Source organism: Rhizobacter fulvus (assembly GCF_964020785.1).
This window is the reverse complement of record NZ_OZ224516.1, coordinates 4,306,393-4,322,198: the sequence shown is the minus strand read 5'-3', so window position 1 is coordinate 4,322,198 and position 15,806 is coordinate 4,306,393. Positions and strand designations below refer to the sequence as shown.

The following is a 15,806-nucleotide window of genomic DNA, read 5'->3' as shown; positions in this document are numbered from 1 at the left end:
CCCCATGACAGAGCAACGCCACGCGGCGCTGGGCATCCATGCCATCGACGCGGCCGACGGCGAACCCGGCGAGCACCTGAAGCGCCAGCAGGTCGTGCGCCGCGCGAAGCTCCTCACCATCGTCGTGCTGGTGCTGCTCGCGCTCGGCGCCGGCCGCACCGTGTTCAGCCGGCTCGCGAACGCGAAGGCGCTGGAGACCGGCACCGCCGAGCGCGCGGTGCAGTACGTGAAGACCACCACCGTGAAGGGCGGCGATGCGAGCCAGACGATCGCGCTGCCCGGCACGCTGCAGGGCCAGGTGCAGTCGCCGATCGCGGCGCGCGCGAGCGGCTACCTGAAGCGCTGGACCAAGGACATCGGCAGCACGGTCGCCAAGGGCGAGCTGCTCGCCGAGATCGAGACGCCGGAGATCGACCAGCAGCTCTCGCAGGCCGTGGCCGCGCGCCAGCAGGCCGCCGCCAGCCTCGACCTCGCGAAGAGCACGCTCGCGCGCTGGGAGGGCCTGCGCCAGAAGGACGTGGTCTCGCAACAGGAGCTCGACGAGCGCCGCAGCGCCGCGGCGCAGGCCCTCGCGAACGTGGCCGCGGCCGACGCCAACGTGCAGCGGCTGCGCCAGACCGAGGGCTTCAAGCGCATCGTCGCGCCGTTCGCCGGCGTGATCACGCGGCGCAATGTCGACGTGGGCGACCTGATCGACGCCGGCGGCGGCAGCAGCCGCGCCCTCTTCGTGCTGACGCAGGTCGATCCGCTGCGCGTCTACGTCAACGTCCCGCAGTCGTACGCACAACTCGTCAAGCCGGGCCAGAAGGTCGTCGTCACGCAGGGCGAGCTGCGCGGGCAGCCGTTCGAGGGCACGGTCGCGCGCACCGGCGCGTCGCTGGACGCGAGCACGCGCACGATGCAGGTCGAGGTCGCGCTGCCCAATCCGCAGGGCGTGCTGCTGCCCGGCGCCTACGTGCAGGTGCAGCTGCCGCTGCAGGCCACCGCCACGCTTGCGGTGCCGGCGAACACGCTGCTGATCCGCGCCGAAGGCATCCGCGTCGCGGTGCTCGACGCGCAGGGCACGGTGGCGCTGCGGCCGGTGAAGATCGGCCGCAACCTCGGCGAGACCGTCGAGGTGCTCGACGGCCTGAAGCCGGCCGAGGTGCTGGTGCTGAACCCGCCCGATTCGCTCGCCAACGGCGACAAGGTGGCCGTGGCCCCGGCAACGGCGGCCAGCGGCGCCAAGGACGCGCCGTGAGGCAGCCGCGCGCCGGCCTGCGCGCCGCGCTGACCGCCGTCGCCATTGCCCTCGTCCTCGCCCTCGCCGGCTGCGCCACCGGCCCGGCCTACCAGCCGCCGCCGACACCGATGCCGGTCGCCTGGAAGATCGAGCCGCCGTGGCGCGAGAGCGCGCCGGCCGACGCCGCCCCCAAGGGCCCGTGGTGGCTGCGCTTCGGCGACGCCGAACTCGACGCGCTGCAGCGCCAGGCGCTCGCGAACAACGCGACGCTGCAGATCGCCAGCGCGCGGCTCGCGCAGGCGCGCGCGCAGGTCGCGGGCGCGTCCGCCGGGCTGTTCCCGCAGATCGGCCTGGGCGCGCGCGTGCAGCGGCTCAAGAGCTCGGCCAACCGGCCGCTCAGCAACTACGCATCGCCGAACGTCTCGACCGTGCAGGACGACTACGCGCTCGCGCTGACCGTCAACTACGAGGTCGACCTGGCCGGCCGCGTCGCGAGCTCCATCGAGGCGGTGCGCGCGAGCGCCGAGCAGTCGGCGATCGACCTCGAGAACACCCGCCTGCTGCTGACCGCCGACCTCGCCACCGCGTACTTCAACCTGCGCGGGCTCGACGCCGAACTCGACGTGCTCGCCCGTTCGATCGCGCTGCAGCGCCGCGCGCTCCAGTTCGTGACCGCGCGCCACGACGGCGGCGCGACCTCCGGACTCGACGTGGCGCAGCAGCAGGCGCTGCTCGAGAACACGCTGACGCAGGTGGATGTGCTGCGCCGCCAGCGCGACCCGTTCGAGCACGCGATCGCGACACTGACCGGCACGCCCGCGCCGCTGTTCACGCTCGCGCCAAGCGCCGCGTCGCAGGCCGGCATCACGGCGCCGCCTTCGATCGCGCTCGGCGTGCCGTCCGATGTGCTCGAACGCCGCCCCGATGTCGCCTCTGCCGAGCGCGCGATGGCTGCCGCCAACGCGCAGATCGGCGTCGCGCGGGCCGCGTTCTACCCGAGCATCCTGCTCGCGCCGTCGCTCGGCGTCGACAGCCGCGAACTCGCGAGCCTGTTCAACGCGCCCAGCCTGCTGTGGTCGCTGGGCGTGTCGGCGACGCAGACGCTCTTCGACGGCGGGCGCTTCCGCGCCAATGTCGACTTCGCCGCCGCCGGCTACGACGCGACCGTGGCCAACTACCGCCGCGTCGTGCTCACCGCGATGCAGGAGGTGGAGGACGGCATCACCGGCCTGGCCGCACTGGAACGCGCGACCACCCAGGCCAACGCGGCGGTCGCCAGCTCGCGCCGCGTGCTCGAGATGGCGACCAGCCGCTACGAAGGTGGTGCAACGACGTATCTCGACGTGATCAACGCGCAGCAGGCGCTGCTCGGGGTCGAGCGGCAGGCGACGCAACTGGCGAGCCAGCGGCGGGTGACGTCGGTGTTCTTGATCAAGGCGTTGGGTGGGGGCTGGGAAGGGGCGGTGCAGCGGCAATCACCGCCCGGCTGACGGGCACCGCGCAGATCCCTCGGCGCGCGAAGCCAGGAGTCGCACGAGCACAATGTCGCCAACCAAGCCGCCGCTGCCGACGCGCAGATCCATCCGATGCGCTCATCCCACCTCAGCCAACGCTTTTTCCTGCTCTTGCTCGCAGCCGTCTCCGCGGCATTCGCGTGGGTCATTCTTCCGCTGTCCGGCGCGATCATCTGGGCGGTCGTGCTGGCGATCCTCTTCCAGCCCGTGAATGACCTCGTGGCGCGCCGCCTGCACGCGAATACGACACTCGCCTCGCTGGCGACGACGGGACTGGTCGTCGTCGCCGTCCTGGTGCCCGCCATCCTGACCGCCGGCTTCATCGTCCAGGAGGCGCGACAGGTCCAAGCCCAGATGCGGTCCGGCGAAATCGACGTGACCTCCATGTACGAGCGCATGACGTCGGCGCTGCCGTCATGGCTCACGGAGGTGCTGAACGGCGCAGGGCTGAACGACCTGCCAGCCCTGATCGACAGGCTGAAGACGGCCATTGCCGAAGGCGGCCAGCCGATCGCGACGCAGGTCTGGAGTTTCGGCCAGGGGGCGCTCGACTTCTCGATCAGCTTCAGTGTGATGCTCTACCTGCTGTTCTTCCTGCTGAGAGATGGCGGGGCGCTCATCGCCACGGTGCAGCGGGCACTTCCTCTCGAAGCCGAGGTACAACGCCGCTTGTTCGAGCGCTTCGCGGCGGTTGTCCGCTCCACGATCAAGGGGAACATCGTGGTGGCGGCATTGCAGGGCACGCTCGGCGGCGTGGCGTTGATGGTGCTCGGAATCCCTGCGGCCCTGCTGTGGGGCGTCGTGATGGCGTTCCTGTCGCTCGTGCCCGCGGTGGGCGCGGCGCTCGTCTGGGGACCTATCGCGGTCTATCTGCTGATCAACGGGCAGATCTGGCAAGGCGTCACGCTGATCGCGTTCGGGGCGGTCGTGATCGGATTGGTCGACAACCTGCTGCGCCCGGTCCTGGTCGGCAAGCAGTCGAAGATGCCGGACTACCTCGTTCTGATCACGACGATCGGCGGCATTGCGGTGTTCGGCATCAGCGGGTTCGTCGTCGGCCCGCTGATCGCGGCGCTGTTCATCGCCTCGTGGGAAATCTTCGCGGAGTCGCGGCGGGGATCGGATCACCGACCCTGAGCCCCCACACGCGAACAGGTCGGGTGGTCACGACGTCTGTAGGCGGGACCCATCCGGCCTAGACTGTTCGAAAAACGGGGTTCCCGCATGAAGTCGACAACGCCAGCACGGGAGGCCGCGCCCCGCACTTGGCGTTCGGCCCTCACGCGCGTGCTGCATCAGATCACCGCGGACAGGTTGCCGATCATCGCTGCCGGAGTGGCCTTCTATGGACTGCTCGCGATGATCCCGACGATGGTTGCGATCGTGTCGATCGTCGGTATCGCTTTCGACCCGGACTCGATGGCCAAGCAGATCGAGTTCATGAGCCAGCTCCTGCCGGACAAGGCCGCCAACCTCGTGCGCGAGCTGTTGCAGCAGCTCACGAGCGCCGGCCGAGGCGCGCTGGGATTCGGAACGGCGGGCAGCATCGCGTTCGCGCTCTGGACGAGTTCTTCAGGCGTCAGGACGTTGATGCAGGCGCTCAACGTCGCTTACGACCTCGAGGAAGGCCGCAGTCTGCCGGCCCGCATCGGCTTGTCGGTGGTCCTGGCCGCGCTGGTGATCGTCGGCATGCTGTTGTCGCTGACGTTGATCGTGCTGCTGCCGATTGTCGGGAATGCCGTGTCGCTCGGAGATGGCATGCGCACGGCGATCGGCTGGCTGCGCTGGCCGATCGCGGTCGCCTCGTTCTGGATCGGGTTGCTGCTGCTCTACCGCTTCGGTCCCGACCGCGGCCGGACGCCCTGGTCCTGGATGGATCGTGGCGCCGCGGTGGCGATCGCGATCTGGCTCGCGGCGTCGCTGTTGTTCTCCCTGTACGTCTCGCACTTCGGGACGTTCAACCGCACGTACGGGTCGATGGGTGCGGTCGTGGTGCTCCTGCTGTGGTTTTTGCTGTCGGCCTGGGCGGTGCTGATCGGCGCCGAAATCAATTCAGAACTCGCGCAACCGAAGATTGAACCGGGAGACCGGGAAAACACCACTGCTGGCAGTCGCAAGTGACTCCTTTGGGTCCACGAGCGATGCCCGCGAGCGATGGACTTCGGCATACGCATGCGAAGGTCAGTCCAGTACGCGCATGCCCGGTTCGAGCTGGAACGTCGCAATCACCTCCGAGAGCTTGATTGCCTGATCCTTGAGCGATTCGGCAGCGGCCGCCGACTGCTCGACGAGCGCCGCGTTTTGCTGCGTCATCTGGTCGAGCTGGGTCACCGAACCGTTGATCTGGCCGATGCCGTCGCTCTGTTCTGCCGAGGCCGCGGTGATCTGTCCGATGATGTCGGAGACACGCTGCACCGAACTGACGATCTCGGTCATCGTCTTGCCGGCATCGGCGACGAGGCGCGAACCGTCCATGACCTTCCCCACCGAAGCGCCAATCAGGCCCTTGATTTCCCGCGCGGCGTCTGCCGAGCGACCCGCGAGGCTTCGCACTTCGCTGGCGACCACCGCAAAGCCGCGGCCCTGTTCACCTGCGCGCGCCGCTTCGACGGCTGCGTTCAACGCCAGGATGTTGGTCTGAAACGCGATGCCGTCGATCACGCCGATGATGTCGGCGATCTTCTTCGATGACGTATTGATGTCGTCCATGGTGGCCACGACCTGCGAGACGACAGCGCCGCCACGTGCAGCCACTTCGGCTGCGGAACTCGCGAGCTGATTCGCGTGACGGGCCGAGTCGGCCGATTGCCGAACCGTTCCGGTGATTTGCTCCATTGAGCTCGCAGCCTGTTGCAGATTGCTGGCGGTCTGTTCGGTGCGTTGGCTCAGATCCTGATTGCCGGTGGCGATCTCGGCGGATGCCGTACCGATCGATTCCGTCGCCGTGCGCACCGTCCGCATCGATGCGCGCAACTGGTTCACCATGCTGCCAAGCGCGCGGATCAATTCGCCGACCTCGTCTTGGTCTTCGCTGTGCGGATTCACGTCGAGCCGGCCTTGTGCCACCAGGGCCGATGCCTGCGCTGCTCGGTTGATGTTAGCGACGACCCGCCGTTGCGACAGCCACGAAAAAGCAAGCGCACCCGCCACGGCGAGGAAACCCGTCGTCGCCAGGACCCAGCCGGCCAAATGCGCGGCCGATTCGAGTTGCAGCGTGATGTCGGCGGCGCGCTTGCCTACCTTGTCGAGCACGCCGCCGAGCGTCGCGCTCATGGCCTTGAAGTCAGCGTCCGCGGACTGCAGTGCGGCCACGCCCGTGTTGGGATCGATGGTCGAGAGATCGATCGCGTTGTCTGCCGTGGTCTGGTATTTGCCGATCTGGCCGACGAACCTGCGCAGGTCTTTCTGAATCGCATCGTCGACAGCGGCATCTCCAGCCTTCGTGCCGTCGGCGGCGACCGTCGCAAGCGTCGCGGCGAGCTGCGTTCGCTCGGCCTTCACGCCCTTGTCGTCCAGCGACCCGATGATGGTGATCGTGCGGTACAGGCGGGTGTGAACTTCGCCAAGCTGCGTCTGCACCGCGGCAACCTTCGTCAGCGCGGCCACGACCTGCTTGTGCGCGAATTCGCTCTTGTCCTTGTACCAGCCGAGCACGCCGATCGAGGCACCCAGCGTCAGCACGAACATCACGCCCGTTAAGGCAGGTGCCACCATCAGTCGCGTTCGAAGTTTCATTGCATGGTCCGGGTCAAGGTCGGGCGGGCGCCATTACTTGTAGATACCGCCGCAGACGATGGCGTCGTCGAGCCTCTCGCAGTACATGCGCTTGGGCTCGATCTTCTTGCTCACCGGGTTGGTGAACTTGTAGTCCTGCCAGAAGGTGCCCTTGCTAGAGGCAAGTTCGACGCGCTCCTTGACGAAGGCCTTGCCGTCCACATCCTTCAGGTCGATCAGGTTCTTGCCGATCATCTTTTCGTTCGCCCCGTGGGCGCGCACCGTGCCGTCCATGCCGTACACCGTGAGATAGAGATCGCGGTCGCTGAACTGGCCGCCCTTGGTGCTGATCTCGGCATAACCCTTCTCCTTGCCGCTGGATTTGATGAACGCGATGCCCTTCTTGACCATCGCGGTCGCTTCGGGAGCGGTCGCGTTGCCGTCCCCGGCCCACACGGCGACCGGGGTCGCGCTGGCCAGTGTGATGAGAAGGGTTGCGGCGAATATCGATTGGCGCATGACGATGTCCTGGCTGGTTGGATGTGCCCTGTCGCCGTATGCGACGCTCAGGGGCACGGGATTGAACTGTTTGCTCCGGATTCCCCCTGTCTATCGGCATCGCAGCGATGAAGCTGAGCGATAACAGAACCCGGAAGTCGGGTCAGTTCGGTGTTGGTGTCGGGCTCGACGGTGCCGGAAGCGCCAATGGGAAGTAGCATCGATGTGATCGCACCTCGAAGGATTGACCCATGCAACTCATCGGCATGCTCGACTCCCCCTACGTCCGCCGCGTAGCCGTCTCGCTGCAACTGCTCGCCCTGCCCTTCGAGCACCGCTCGATCTCGGTCTTCCGCGGCGTCCCTGAATTCGAGGCGATCAACCCGGTCGTGAAGGCGCCGACGCTGGTCTGCGACGACGGCACGGTGCTGATGGACTCGACGCTGATCCTCGACTACGCCGAGGCGCTGGCCGCCCCGCGCCGCAGCCTGATGCCCGCTGACGTGCCGGCGCGGCAGCACGCGCTGCGCGTGCTCGGCCTCGCGCTCGCGGCCTGCGAGAAGTGCGTGCAGATCGTCTACGAGCACGGCGTGCGTCCCGCCGAGAAGCTGCACCAGCCGTGGGTCGACCGCATCACGCGTCAGCTGCTCACGGCCTGCGATGGGCTCGAAGCGGAGCTGGCGCACCAGCCGCTGGCGGTGACGCGCGAGGCGATCGACCAGGCCGGTGCGACGACGGCCGTGGTGTGGACCTTCATCCAGGCCGTCCGGCCCGAGGTGGTTCCCGCCAGCGCCTACCCGCTGCTGCAGGCGCACACGCGCGCCGCCGAGCAGCTGCCCGAGTTCATCGCGGCGCCGCACGGCGAAGGCGTGTACCGCGCAGCCTGAGCCGCCGCGCCTCAGCGTTCGAGTGCCTGGCCGTCGGGCGTTTCGAGCAGCCCGATCGCCGTCTCGTTGAGCTGCTTGTCGAAGGCGATGGCGCGGTCGTAGCAGTCGCGCAGGATGAGCCGGGCGTGGGCGATCTTCCAGGTATCGGCGGTCTTGTGCAGGTCGCGTGCCTTGCCCATCTCGACGTCCAGGGCGTAGATGGTCTGGGCGAACGGCTCGAGCACCTCGGAGCGCCGGCGGCTCACCGCGGCCAGCGCCACGTGCAGGCCCACCAGGTCGCTCAGCAGCGCACGCATGTCGCGGTCGTAGGCGATGAAGTCGTCGCGCTCCAGCGCGTCGTCGTCCTGCGTGGCCGACCAGGCGATCCAGGTGATCAGGTGACTGCCGGCGGCGAGCTTCTTGGTCAGGTCGACCACGGCCGTGTTGACGGTCCGCGCGAACTCCTGCTCGCGCGACAGCCGGCTCTTCAGGCCCTCCAGCGCCTGGTTGAGCTTGTAGCCGGCCAGCAGCACGACGAGCGCCAACAGGCCCTTGTCGAGCACGATGGTGACGATCTGGTGTTCGAAATCGGACATGGCGCAGTCGAAGCCGAGCGTCCTTCCCGACCTCCCCGGCCGATTCTCGCGCCAATCGGCCCGCCGTGGGGTTTCAGCGGCGGATCTTCGTCACCCGGTCGTGATCGCGGCTGACGAGCATCAGCGCGGCGGAGCCGTAGTACTTGTGGAACTCCGCGACCATTTCGCCGCTGGCGATCACCGGGTCGGTGGCGGTGATCTGCCTGGCCTCCTCGATGTCGGCGACGGCCAGGATGAACAGCCCGCGCCAGCCATCGACACCGTCGAAGGGGCCGGCCAGGGCCAGCTTGCCCTCGGCCGACAGGCGGCTCATGTTGGCGAAATGGCCCTTGAACATCGCATCGCGTTCGGGCCCGGCCGGTACCTTGTTCGGCCCGGTCTTCAGGACGACCAGCACGTAGGCCCGCATCCCGTTCTCGTCCGCGCCGACGGCGCGGGCCAGCGCCGGGTCGTAGGGCGGCTTGTGCGCCGTGGGTGCTTGCGCGGCCGCGTGCAGGTACAGCAGCCACAGTGCCGCGCCGCCGACCAGAACCGGGAGCTTGACCATGCGATTCACCTAGGTGGCATTGGCCACTGCGGCCCGGTACGCGTGCCACGACGCGTGGCCGAGCACCGGCGCCGCCACCAGCAGGCCGAGGAACCACGGCAGCAGCGCGACGACGACGATCGCGGTGATCGTCAGCCCCCACAGCAGCATGACCCCGGGCTGCGCCAGGCACAGCCGGATGCTCGTGATGCCGGCGCTGATCGCATCGGTCTCGCGGTCGAGGATCATCGGCATCGCGACGACGCTGCAGGCGAAGATCAGCGTCGCGAACAGGCCGCCGACGATCAGGTAGGCCACGATGAAGGTCAGGTTCTGCGGGTCGAGCAGCGCCAGCAGCGAGCCCTTGAAGTCGGGCATGCCGTCGAAGCTGAGCGCGAAGACGACGAGCGACGCACGCGCCCACAGCATCTCGATCACGAGCAGCACCGCGCCGAAGATCGCCATCGTGCCGCTGCGCGTGCGCCACGCCACCAGCGAGCGGCCGAGCTGCGGGCGCTCGCCGCGCTCGAGGCGGCGGCTGGTGTCGTACAGCCCCAGGCACAGGAACGGCCCGACCAGCAGGAAGCCGGCCGACAGCGCCAGCACCCAGGCCGGCGCCTGGCGGAACAGCAGCATCAGCAGCCCGCCCATCGCCGCGAAGCAGGCGCCGTAGAACAGGCCGAGCAGCGGGGCCTGCGTGAAATCGCGCCAGCCGAGCTTCAGCCACTGGAACGGTGCCGTCGCGGCGAGCGGGTTGAGCCGGATCGGCGCGGCGTCGACGCGGGCCGCGTCGGCGTTGCCCGCGGCCGGGCCCACGGTGTCGGCGAGGGGTGCCGGGTCGGGTCGGAGCGTCGTGTTCATGGGTGCGGCATCGTTGACCCGCTGCGGCGCGCGTGCAATCGGGCCTTGCCCGAGGCGGCGGTCGGGTTACGCTTGGCCCCATGGGCCTGCCGCGTTCACTGATCTCGTCGCTCGTCGTCGCCGCGAGCGCCCTGGGCGCCGGCTGCGGCACCGCGCCGTCGTCGGCCCCGGTGCCGCCGCGACCGGAGGAGGTGCGCGCGCGCATCGCCGAGTTGCTGCCGGCGAGCGTGCCGGATCGCCCGGGCTGGGCGGTCGACATCTACGCCGCGTTCGATGCGCTGCGCATCGAGCCGAGCCCGGTCAACATCTGCGCGGTGCTGGCCGTCGCGGAGCAGGAATCGACCTACCGCGCCGACCCGCAGGTGCCGGGGCTCGGCAAGATCGCGCGCGAGGAGATCGACCGCCGCGCCGAGCGCGCCGGCGTGCCGCAGATGCTGGTGCAGGCCGCGCTCAACCTGCGTTCGCCCGACAGCCGCACCTGGAACGAGCGCATCGGCGCGGCGCGCAGCGAGAAGGAGCTGAGCAACCTGTTCGAGGATTTCATCGCCCAGGTGCCGCTCGGCCAGCGCTTCTTCGCCGGCTACAACCCGGTGCGTACCGGCGGGCCGATGCAGGTCAGCGTCGAGTTCGCGCAGGCGCACGCGAAGGCGCGGCCGTACCCGTACCGGATGATCGGCTCGGTCCGCGACGAGGTGTTCTCGCGCCGCGGTGGCCTCTACTTCGGCATCGCGCACCTGCTCGACTACCCGGCGCACTACGACCAGCCGATCTACCGCTTCGCCGATTTCAACGCCGGCCAGTACGCGAGCCGCAACGCTGCATTTCAGAGCGCGGTGGCCACGCTCGCCGGTGTCACGCTCGATCTGGACGGCGACCTGATCGCGCCCGGCAGCGACGCCGCCCGGCCGGGCAGCACCGAAGCCGCGGTGCGCGCGCTCGGCCCGCGCCTGGGCGTGCGGGACGACGAGATACGCCGCGCGCTCGAGCAGGAGGCGCGCCTCTCGCTGGAACAGACGCGCGTGTGGACCCGCACCTTCGAACTGGCCGACGCCGCGGCGCGCCGGCCGGTGGCGCGCGCCCTGTTGCCGCGCATCCGCCTGAACAGCCCGAAGATCACGCGCCCGCTGACCACCGAGTGGTTCGCGCGGCGCGTCGACGAGCGCTACCAGCGCTGCCGCGCCAAGGGCGGCTGACCGGGACGGGCATCGGCACGATGGTTGCATCCGGACGGCGTTCCACCCTCTGAAGGAGTCCCTTTCGATGAGCACGATCACCACGCCCGACGGCACCGAGATCTTCTACAAGGACTGGGGTCCGCGCGATGCGCAGCCCATCGTCTTCCACCACGGCTGGCCGCTGTCCTCGGACGACTGGGACGCGCAGATGCTGTTCTTCGTCCGGCACGGCTACCGCGTCGTCGCGCACGACCGGCGTGGCCACGGCCGCTCGGCGCAGGTCGCGGAAGGCCATGACATGGACCACTACGCGGCCGATGCGTCGGCCGTGATGGTGCACCTGGACCTGCGCAACGCGGTGCATATCGGCCACTCGACCGGCGGCGGCGAGGTGGCGCGCTACGTCGCGCGCCACGGCGAACCGCAAGGCCGGGTGGCGAAGGCGGTGCTGGTCAGCGCCGTGCCGCCGCTGATGGTGAAGACGGCGGCCAACCCGGGCGGCCTGCCGATCGAGGTGTTCGACGGCTTCCGCGCGGCGCTCGCGGCCAACCGCGCCGAGTTCTTCGAGGCCGTCGCGGCCGGGCCGTTCTACGGTTTCAACCGGCCGGGCGCGAAGCCCTCGGAGCCGGTCGTTCGCAACTGGTGGCGACAGGGGATGATGGGCTCGGCCAAGGCGCACCACGACGGCATCAAGGCGTTCTCCGAGACCGACCAGACCGAGGACCTGAAGGCCATCGGCGTGCCGACGCTGGTGCTGCACGGCGAGGACGACCAGGTCGTGCCGATCGCCGATTCCGCGCACCTGTCGATCAAGCTGCTGCGCCACGGCACGCTGAAGACCTACCCGGGCTATTCGCACGGCATGCTGACCGTCAACGCGGACGTGCTGAACACCGACCTGCTGGCGTTCGTGAAAGGCTGACGCGCCGCCCGCGCGGTCGGCCGCCCTCAGCCGCCCTGGTGCCGCCCGAGGTGGCCGACCTCGGCGCGGTAGGCGCAGACGCAGGTCGCGAGCGGCGCGTCGGGCCGGTCGAGCATCCAGGCGGTCGGGATCGCGGCGCGTGCGGCGCGGCCGTCGCGCGGCTCGACGCGCAGCCGCTGCTCGCGCAGCAGCGGGTCGCTGTACTCGACGAGCACCTCGTCGGGCGTCATCTCGAAGTGCTTGTGCACCAGCTGCAGTGCGAAGCGGCGCAGGCGCCCGTGGCGTTCGAGCACCTCGCGCAGGTCGGCGAGGCAGGCCATGTCGGCGGCGTCCAGCGGGGGCACGTCGCGCAGGTCCTGCACGCGGGTCCACTGCATCGGAAGAATCGTCAGTCGCGTCATCGTCGCCCCGGTTCGCCTGTCCGATGCGCAGGTTGAGCGCGGCGCGTTATCGCGGCGTTACCGGCGCGGGCGGCACGGTCAGGGACAGGCGTCGCGCCGCGGCCGCGAGCAGCGCGAGGTTGGTCGGGTTGCGCTGGAGGAAGCTGTCGCGGTAGGCGTCGGGCACCTGCGGCAGCGCCCCTTCGACGACCCAGGACCATGCCGTGCGCAGCGCCTGGTCCGCCTCGTCGATCCGGCCGAGCGCCTGGTACGCGAGGACGATGGACCACCACGCCGACGGCAGGTAGGTGTCGGACGGCTGCGTGACGCGCAGTCCCTGCACCGCCGCGTCGACCTCCGCATCGGTCAACGCCTGCGCGCCGAGCAGGTGGTCGAGCCGCAGCACGCGGGCGCGCATCGCGATGGCCGGATGCTCGCGCTCGCTGGCGTCGTCGTGCAGGGCCTGGCAAGCGGCAGCGCCTTCGTCCGGCGGCAGCGCGCGCGCCGCGTCGAGCCGCAGCAGCAGGTGCTGGATCGGGTCGGGCCGCTCGCCCAGCAGCGCGATCGCGTTGGCGATCGACCGTTCGCCGCGGTGACCGAGCGCGTGGTCGATGCGTGCCAGCAGGCACTCGCGGCGCGCGGCGCTCACCGGGATCATCGTCGCGTCGTGCTGCAGCAATTGCTGCGCACGCGCGAACTGGCCCAGGTGGATCAGCAGGTTCGCCTTGTAGTTGGCGGCCAGGCCGAGCCACACCGTGCCGGCGTCGCCGGCGAAGCAGGCGTCGGCCCGCGCGAAGCTGCCGAGCGCCTCGCGGTAGCGGCCGAGCGCGGCCTCGTGCGAGGCGACGTACATCTCGACGGCGCCGCTGGCCGGGCCGAGCGCGTCCCCGAGCGGATCGCCGAGCGCGCGCGCGCTGCGGGCATGGGCCAGCGCCTGCGGCACGTGGCCGAGGTTGCCCTCGATCAGCGCGAGGTTGGAGTTGAGCGTGGCCAGCTCGGCGTAGTCGCCGACCTCGTGCGCGCAGGCGATCGCCGCGCGCAGCGCATCCGCGGTGTCACGCGTGCGTTGCGCGGCCTTGAGCGCATAGGCGTAGTCCGACCAGAAGCGGTGCCGCTGCTCGGCATCGCCCTGCGTCAGCACCAGGTCACGCAACGGCTCGATGGTCTGCAGCGCCGCGTCCGCCCGGCCGGATTGCGACAGCGCCACCGTCAGCAGGCAGGCCGCCTCGAAACGCGGCCACTGCGCACCGAGCCGGGTGGCGATGTCGAGCGCCTCGCGCGCGGCCGCCTCGCCGGCTGCCGCCTGCCCGGCCATCAGGCACGTGGTGGCGCGACCGGTCAGCGCGCGGATGCGCTGGGGCTCGGTGCGGTGGTCGGCGTCGAGCCGCTCGATCAACGGCATCGCGGCGGCGATGCCGCGCACCAGGATCACGCCGGGCACGCTCTCGGCGCGGGCGTCGAACGCCTTGCCGAGCTGCCCGGCACGATCGAAGGCCTCGGCGGCACGCTCCCACAGCACGATCTCGTCGCTGCGGCGCGAGGCCCGCCGCGCCTCGTCGGCGGCGGCGGCGTACGCGTCCCCGGCGCGCGGCCACGCCTGCGCGGCGGCCCAGTGCGGCGCGACGCGCGCGGCGCCGCGGCCGAGCGCATCGAGGCTCGCGGCCAGCCTCGAATGCAGCGACTGCGCGATGGCGGCCGGCAGCGACTGCGCGGCCGCCTCGGCGATCAGGTCGTGCGCCGGACGGCCGTCGCGCAGCAGCTGCGCCTGCTCCAGCTCGCGCCAGGCGTCGACCATGTCGACCGGATGCGTCTCGAGCACGCGCGCGGCCACGTCGGCATCGAAGTCGGCGCCGGCCAGTGCGGCGACGCGCATCAGCCGCAACGCCGGTTCGGAGAGCTGCGCCAGGCGCCGCGCGATCAGCGCGTCGAGCGCGGCGGGAACAGGCAGGCGGTCGGTGTCGGGCGCGGGCGCCGCGTCGCCGAGCGCGAGCAGTGCGCGCAGGGTCTCGAGCACGAACAGCGGGTTGCCGCCGCTGTGGCGCGTCATCGCCCGGCTCCAGCGCCGCGGCTCGAAGCGGGCGAGTTCGAGCGAGGCCAGCAGCGCGGTGACGCCGGCCTCGTCGAGCATCGCCAGCGCGAGCCGGTCCACCGCGCCGGCGGCTGCCGCTTCGAGCCAGCGCTGCAGTGCGGCGGGCATCTCGCGCCCGCGCACGCCGAACACGCGCGCGAGCGGCCGCGGGCCGGCGGGCGCGAGCAGGCATTCGAGGGACGCCTCGTCCGCATGGTGCAGGTCGTCGACGAGCAAGCCGCGCAGGCCGGCCTCGGACGCCGCCGCGAGCGTGGCCGTCCACGCCTGCTGCATGCGCAGCGCGTCGAGTCGGGCCGCGGGCGCCGGGCCGAGCGCCGGCAGCAGGCGCGCCAGCTCGGCGCGCGCCCAGTCGGGCACCGCACCGGCGCCGCGCTCGGCGAGCACGGCGACGATCCGCGCCAGCAGCGCGTACGGAACGCGGGCGTCGCCGGCCTGCGCGCCGGTCAGCAGCACGTCCGGTCGACCGGCGGCCGCGTCCTCGAGCAGGCGGGTCTTGCCGATGCCCGGTTCGCCTTCGAGCAGCAGCGTCGCGCCGTCGGCGATCGCCGCGGCGAGGCGTTCGCGCTGCGGCTCGCGGCCGCTCAGCCGCGGGGGTCGCAGCACGCCGAGCGGCGGCACACTCGTGCGCACGCTGGGCACCCGGGCCTCGTCGGCCGCGCCGATCTGTTCGGCCAGTGCACGCGTCTCGCGGTCGGGCGCCGCGCCGAGCTCACGCTGCAGGCGCTGCCGGCACTGCTCGAAGGCGGCCAGCGCGGCACTGCGGTCGCCGCGCAGGTAGTGCAGCCGCATCACGCGGCGGTGGGCATGTTCGAGCAGCGGCTCCTGGTCGACGAGACGTTGCGCATAGGCGAGCGCCTGGGCGATCCGCTGCGCCTTCTCGTGGCCGGAGGCGAGCTCGGCCAGGTGCTGGCCGACCTCGCGCCGAACCCGCTCGCGGGCCGTCGCGACCCACTCGGCCAGGCCGGTGGAATCGTCGTAGTCCAGCCCTTCGAGCAGCGCGCCGACGCGCGCGCCCGGATCGGCCGCCAGGCTCGCGTAGATCGCCGACAGGTCGTGCGCGAGCCCCTCCGCCAGCCGCAGTTCCTCGAGGCCCGTGACCACCGCGGTGCCGGCGGCGCGCTGCAACTTGAACAGACGCTGGCGCAGGCTGTTGCGCGCCTGCGCGGTCGGCACCTCGGGCCACAGCATCGCGCACAGGTCGGAGCGCGAGCGGCTGCCTTCGATCGCGAGCAGCGCCAGCAGCGCCGCGGCCCGGCGCTCGAGCGCGATGCGCTCGCCCTCGGCGTTCCACAGCACGGCCCGGCCCAGCAGCTCCAGGCGGATCCGCGGGGCATCGCCGTCGGCCGACAGTCGCTGCAGCGGGGTCGAGCACATGCGATCGATCTTAAGACAGGCCATTCGCGGCGCCCGATAACGCCCGGATAACGGCCCGCCGCGACAGTC

At 70.7% G+C, this 15,806-nt stretch carries 14 protein-coding genes; 7 read left to right on the top strand and 7 right to left on the bottom strand.

The annotated features are described in order from the left end of the window. The first annotated feature begins 4 nt into the window (after positions 1-4). From ACWH49_RS20600 to ACWH49_RS20585, 4 genes are all read left to right on the top strand, one after another. On the top strand, positions 5-1,240 hold the full coding sequence (locus ACWH49_RS20600) for an efflux RND transporter periplasmic adaptor subunit (protein WP_448173164.1): 1,236 nt from the start codon (positions 5-7) through the stop codon (positions 1,238-1,240). After that, complete coding sequence (locus tag ACWH49_RS20595; protein WP_448173163.1) at positions 1,237-2,712, top strand: efflux transporter outer membrane subunit; 1,476 nt, start codon at positions 1,237-1,239, stop codon at positions 2,710-2,712. The genes ACWH49_RS20600 and ACWH49_RS20595 overlap by 4 nt, the downstream gene beginning before the upstream one ends. 96 nt (positions 2,713-2,808) lie before the next feature. After that, positions 2,809-3,873, top strand: coding sequence for an AI-2E family transporter (locus ACWH49_RS20590; RefSeq protein ID WP_448173162.1), 1,065 nt, complete (start codon positions 2,809-2,811; stop codon positions 3,871-3,873). 87 nt (positions 3,874-3,960) lie between these two features. Then, a complete protein-coding gene (locus tag ACWH49_RS20585; protein WP_448173161.1) occupies positions 3,961-4,857 on the top strand; it encodes a YihY/virulence factor BrkB family protein in 897 nt (298 codons plus the stop codon). A gap of 60 nt (positions 4,858-4,917) precedes the next feature. Here ACWH49_RS20585 and ACWH49_RS20580 read toward each other — a convergent pair whose 3' ends face one another. Then, positions 4,918-6,471, bottom strand: coding sequence for a methyl-accepting chemotaxis protein (locus ACWH49_RS20580; RefSeq protein ID WP_448173160.1), 1,554 nt, complete (start codon positions 6,469-6,471; stop codon positions 4,918-4,920). A 33-nt stretch (positions 6,472-6,504) separates the two neighbouring features. Beyond that, positions 6,505-7,026 carry a cache domain-containing protein gene (locus tag ACWH49_RS20575; RefSeq protein WP_448173159.1) on the bottom strand — a complete coding sequence of 174 codons (522 nt, stop codon included), beginning with the start codon at positions 7,024-7,026 and terminating at the stop codon, positions 6,505-6,507. A gap of 173 nt (positions 7,027-7,199) precedes the next feature. On the opposite strand from ACWH49_RS20575, the gene ACWH49_RS20570 reads away from it, so the two are divergent. Continuing rightward, positions 7,200-7,835 carry a glutathione S-transferase family protein gene (locus ACWH49_RS20570; protein ID WP_448173158.1) on the top strand — a complete coding sequence of 212 codons (636 nt, stop codon included), beginning with the start codon at positions 7,200-7,202 and terminating at the stop codon, positions 7,833-7,835. 11 nt (positions 7,836-7,846) lie between these two features. Here the strand turns inward: ACWH49_RS20570 and ACWH49_RS20565 are convergent, their stop codons facing one another. From ACWH49_RS20565 to ACWH49_RS20555, 3 genes are all read right to left on the bottom strand, one after another. Continuing rightward, positions 7,847-8,410 (bottom strand): hypothetical protein, encoded by a 564-nt coding sequence (locus ACWH49_RS20565; RefSeq protein ID WP_448173157.1) that lies wholly within the window; start codon positions 8,408-8,410, stop codon positions 7,847-7,849. Positions 8,411-8,483: 73 nt separating this feature from the next. Beyond that, positions 8,484-8,957 (bottom strand): YciI family protein, encoded by a 474-nt coding sequence (locus ACWH49_RS20560; protein WP_448173156.1) that lies wholly within the window; start codon positions 8,955-8,957, stop codon positions 8,484-8,486. Positions 8,958-8,966: 9 nt separating this feature from the next. Beyond that, positions 8,967-9,797 carry a DUF2189 domain-containing protein gene (locus ACWH49_RS20555; protein ID WP_448173155.1) on the bottom strand — a complete coding sequence of 277 codons (831 nt, stop codon included), beginning with the start codon at positions 9,795-9,797 and terminating at the stop codon, positions 8,967-8,969. A gap of 80 nt (positions 9,798-9,877) precedes the next feature. Here ACWH49_RS20555 and ACWH49_RS20550 point away from each other — a divergent pair, with 80 nt between their 5' ends. Both ACWH49_RS20550 and ACWH49_RS20545 read left to right on the top strand, forming a co-directional pair. Next, positions 9,878-10,990, top strand: coding sequence for a DUF1615 domain-containing protein (locus ACWH49_RS20550; RefSeq protein WP_448173154.1), 1,113 nt, complete (start codon positions 9,878-9,880; stop codon positions 10,988-10,990). A 67-nt stretch (positions 10,991-11,057) separates the two neighbouring features. Beyond that, on the top strand, positions 11,058-11,894 hold the full coding sequence (locus tag ACWH49_RS20545) for an alpha/beta fold hydrolase (protein WP_448173153.1): 837 nt from the start codon (positions 11,058-11,060) through the stop codon (positions 11,892-11,894). 26 nt (positions 11,895-11,920) lie between these two features. Here the strand turns inward: ACWH49_RS20545 and ACWH49_RS20540 are convergent, their stop codons facing one another. Together ACWH49_RS20540 and ACWH49_RS20535 are read right to left on the bottom strand one after the other, a co-directional pair. Then, positions 11,921-12,295 (bottom strand): hypothetical protein, encoded by a 375-nt coding sequence (locus tag ACWH49_RS20540; RefSeq protein ID WP_448173152.1) that lies wholly within the window; start codon positions 12,293-12,295, stop codon positions 11,921-11,923. Between the two features lie 46 nt (positions 12,296-12,341). After that, complete coding sequence (locus tag ACWH49_RS20535) at positions 12,342-15,737, bottom strand: ATP-binding protein (protein WP_448173151.1); 3,396 nt, start codon at positions 15,735-15,737, stop codon at positions 12,342-12,344. Positions 15,738-15,806: the final 69 nt, after the last annotated feature.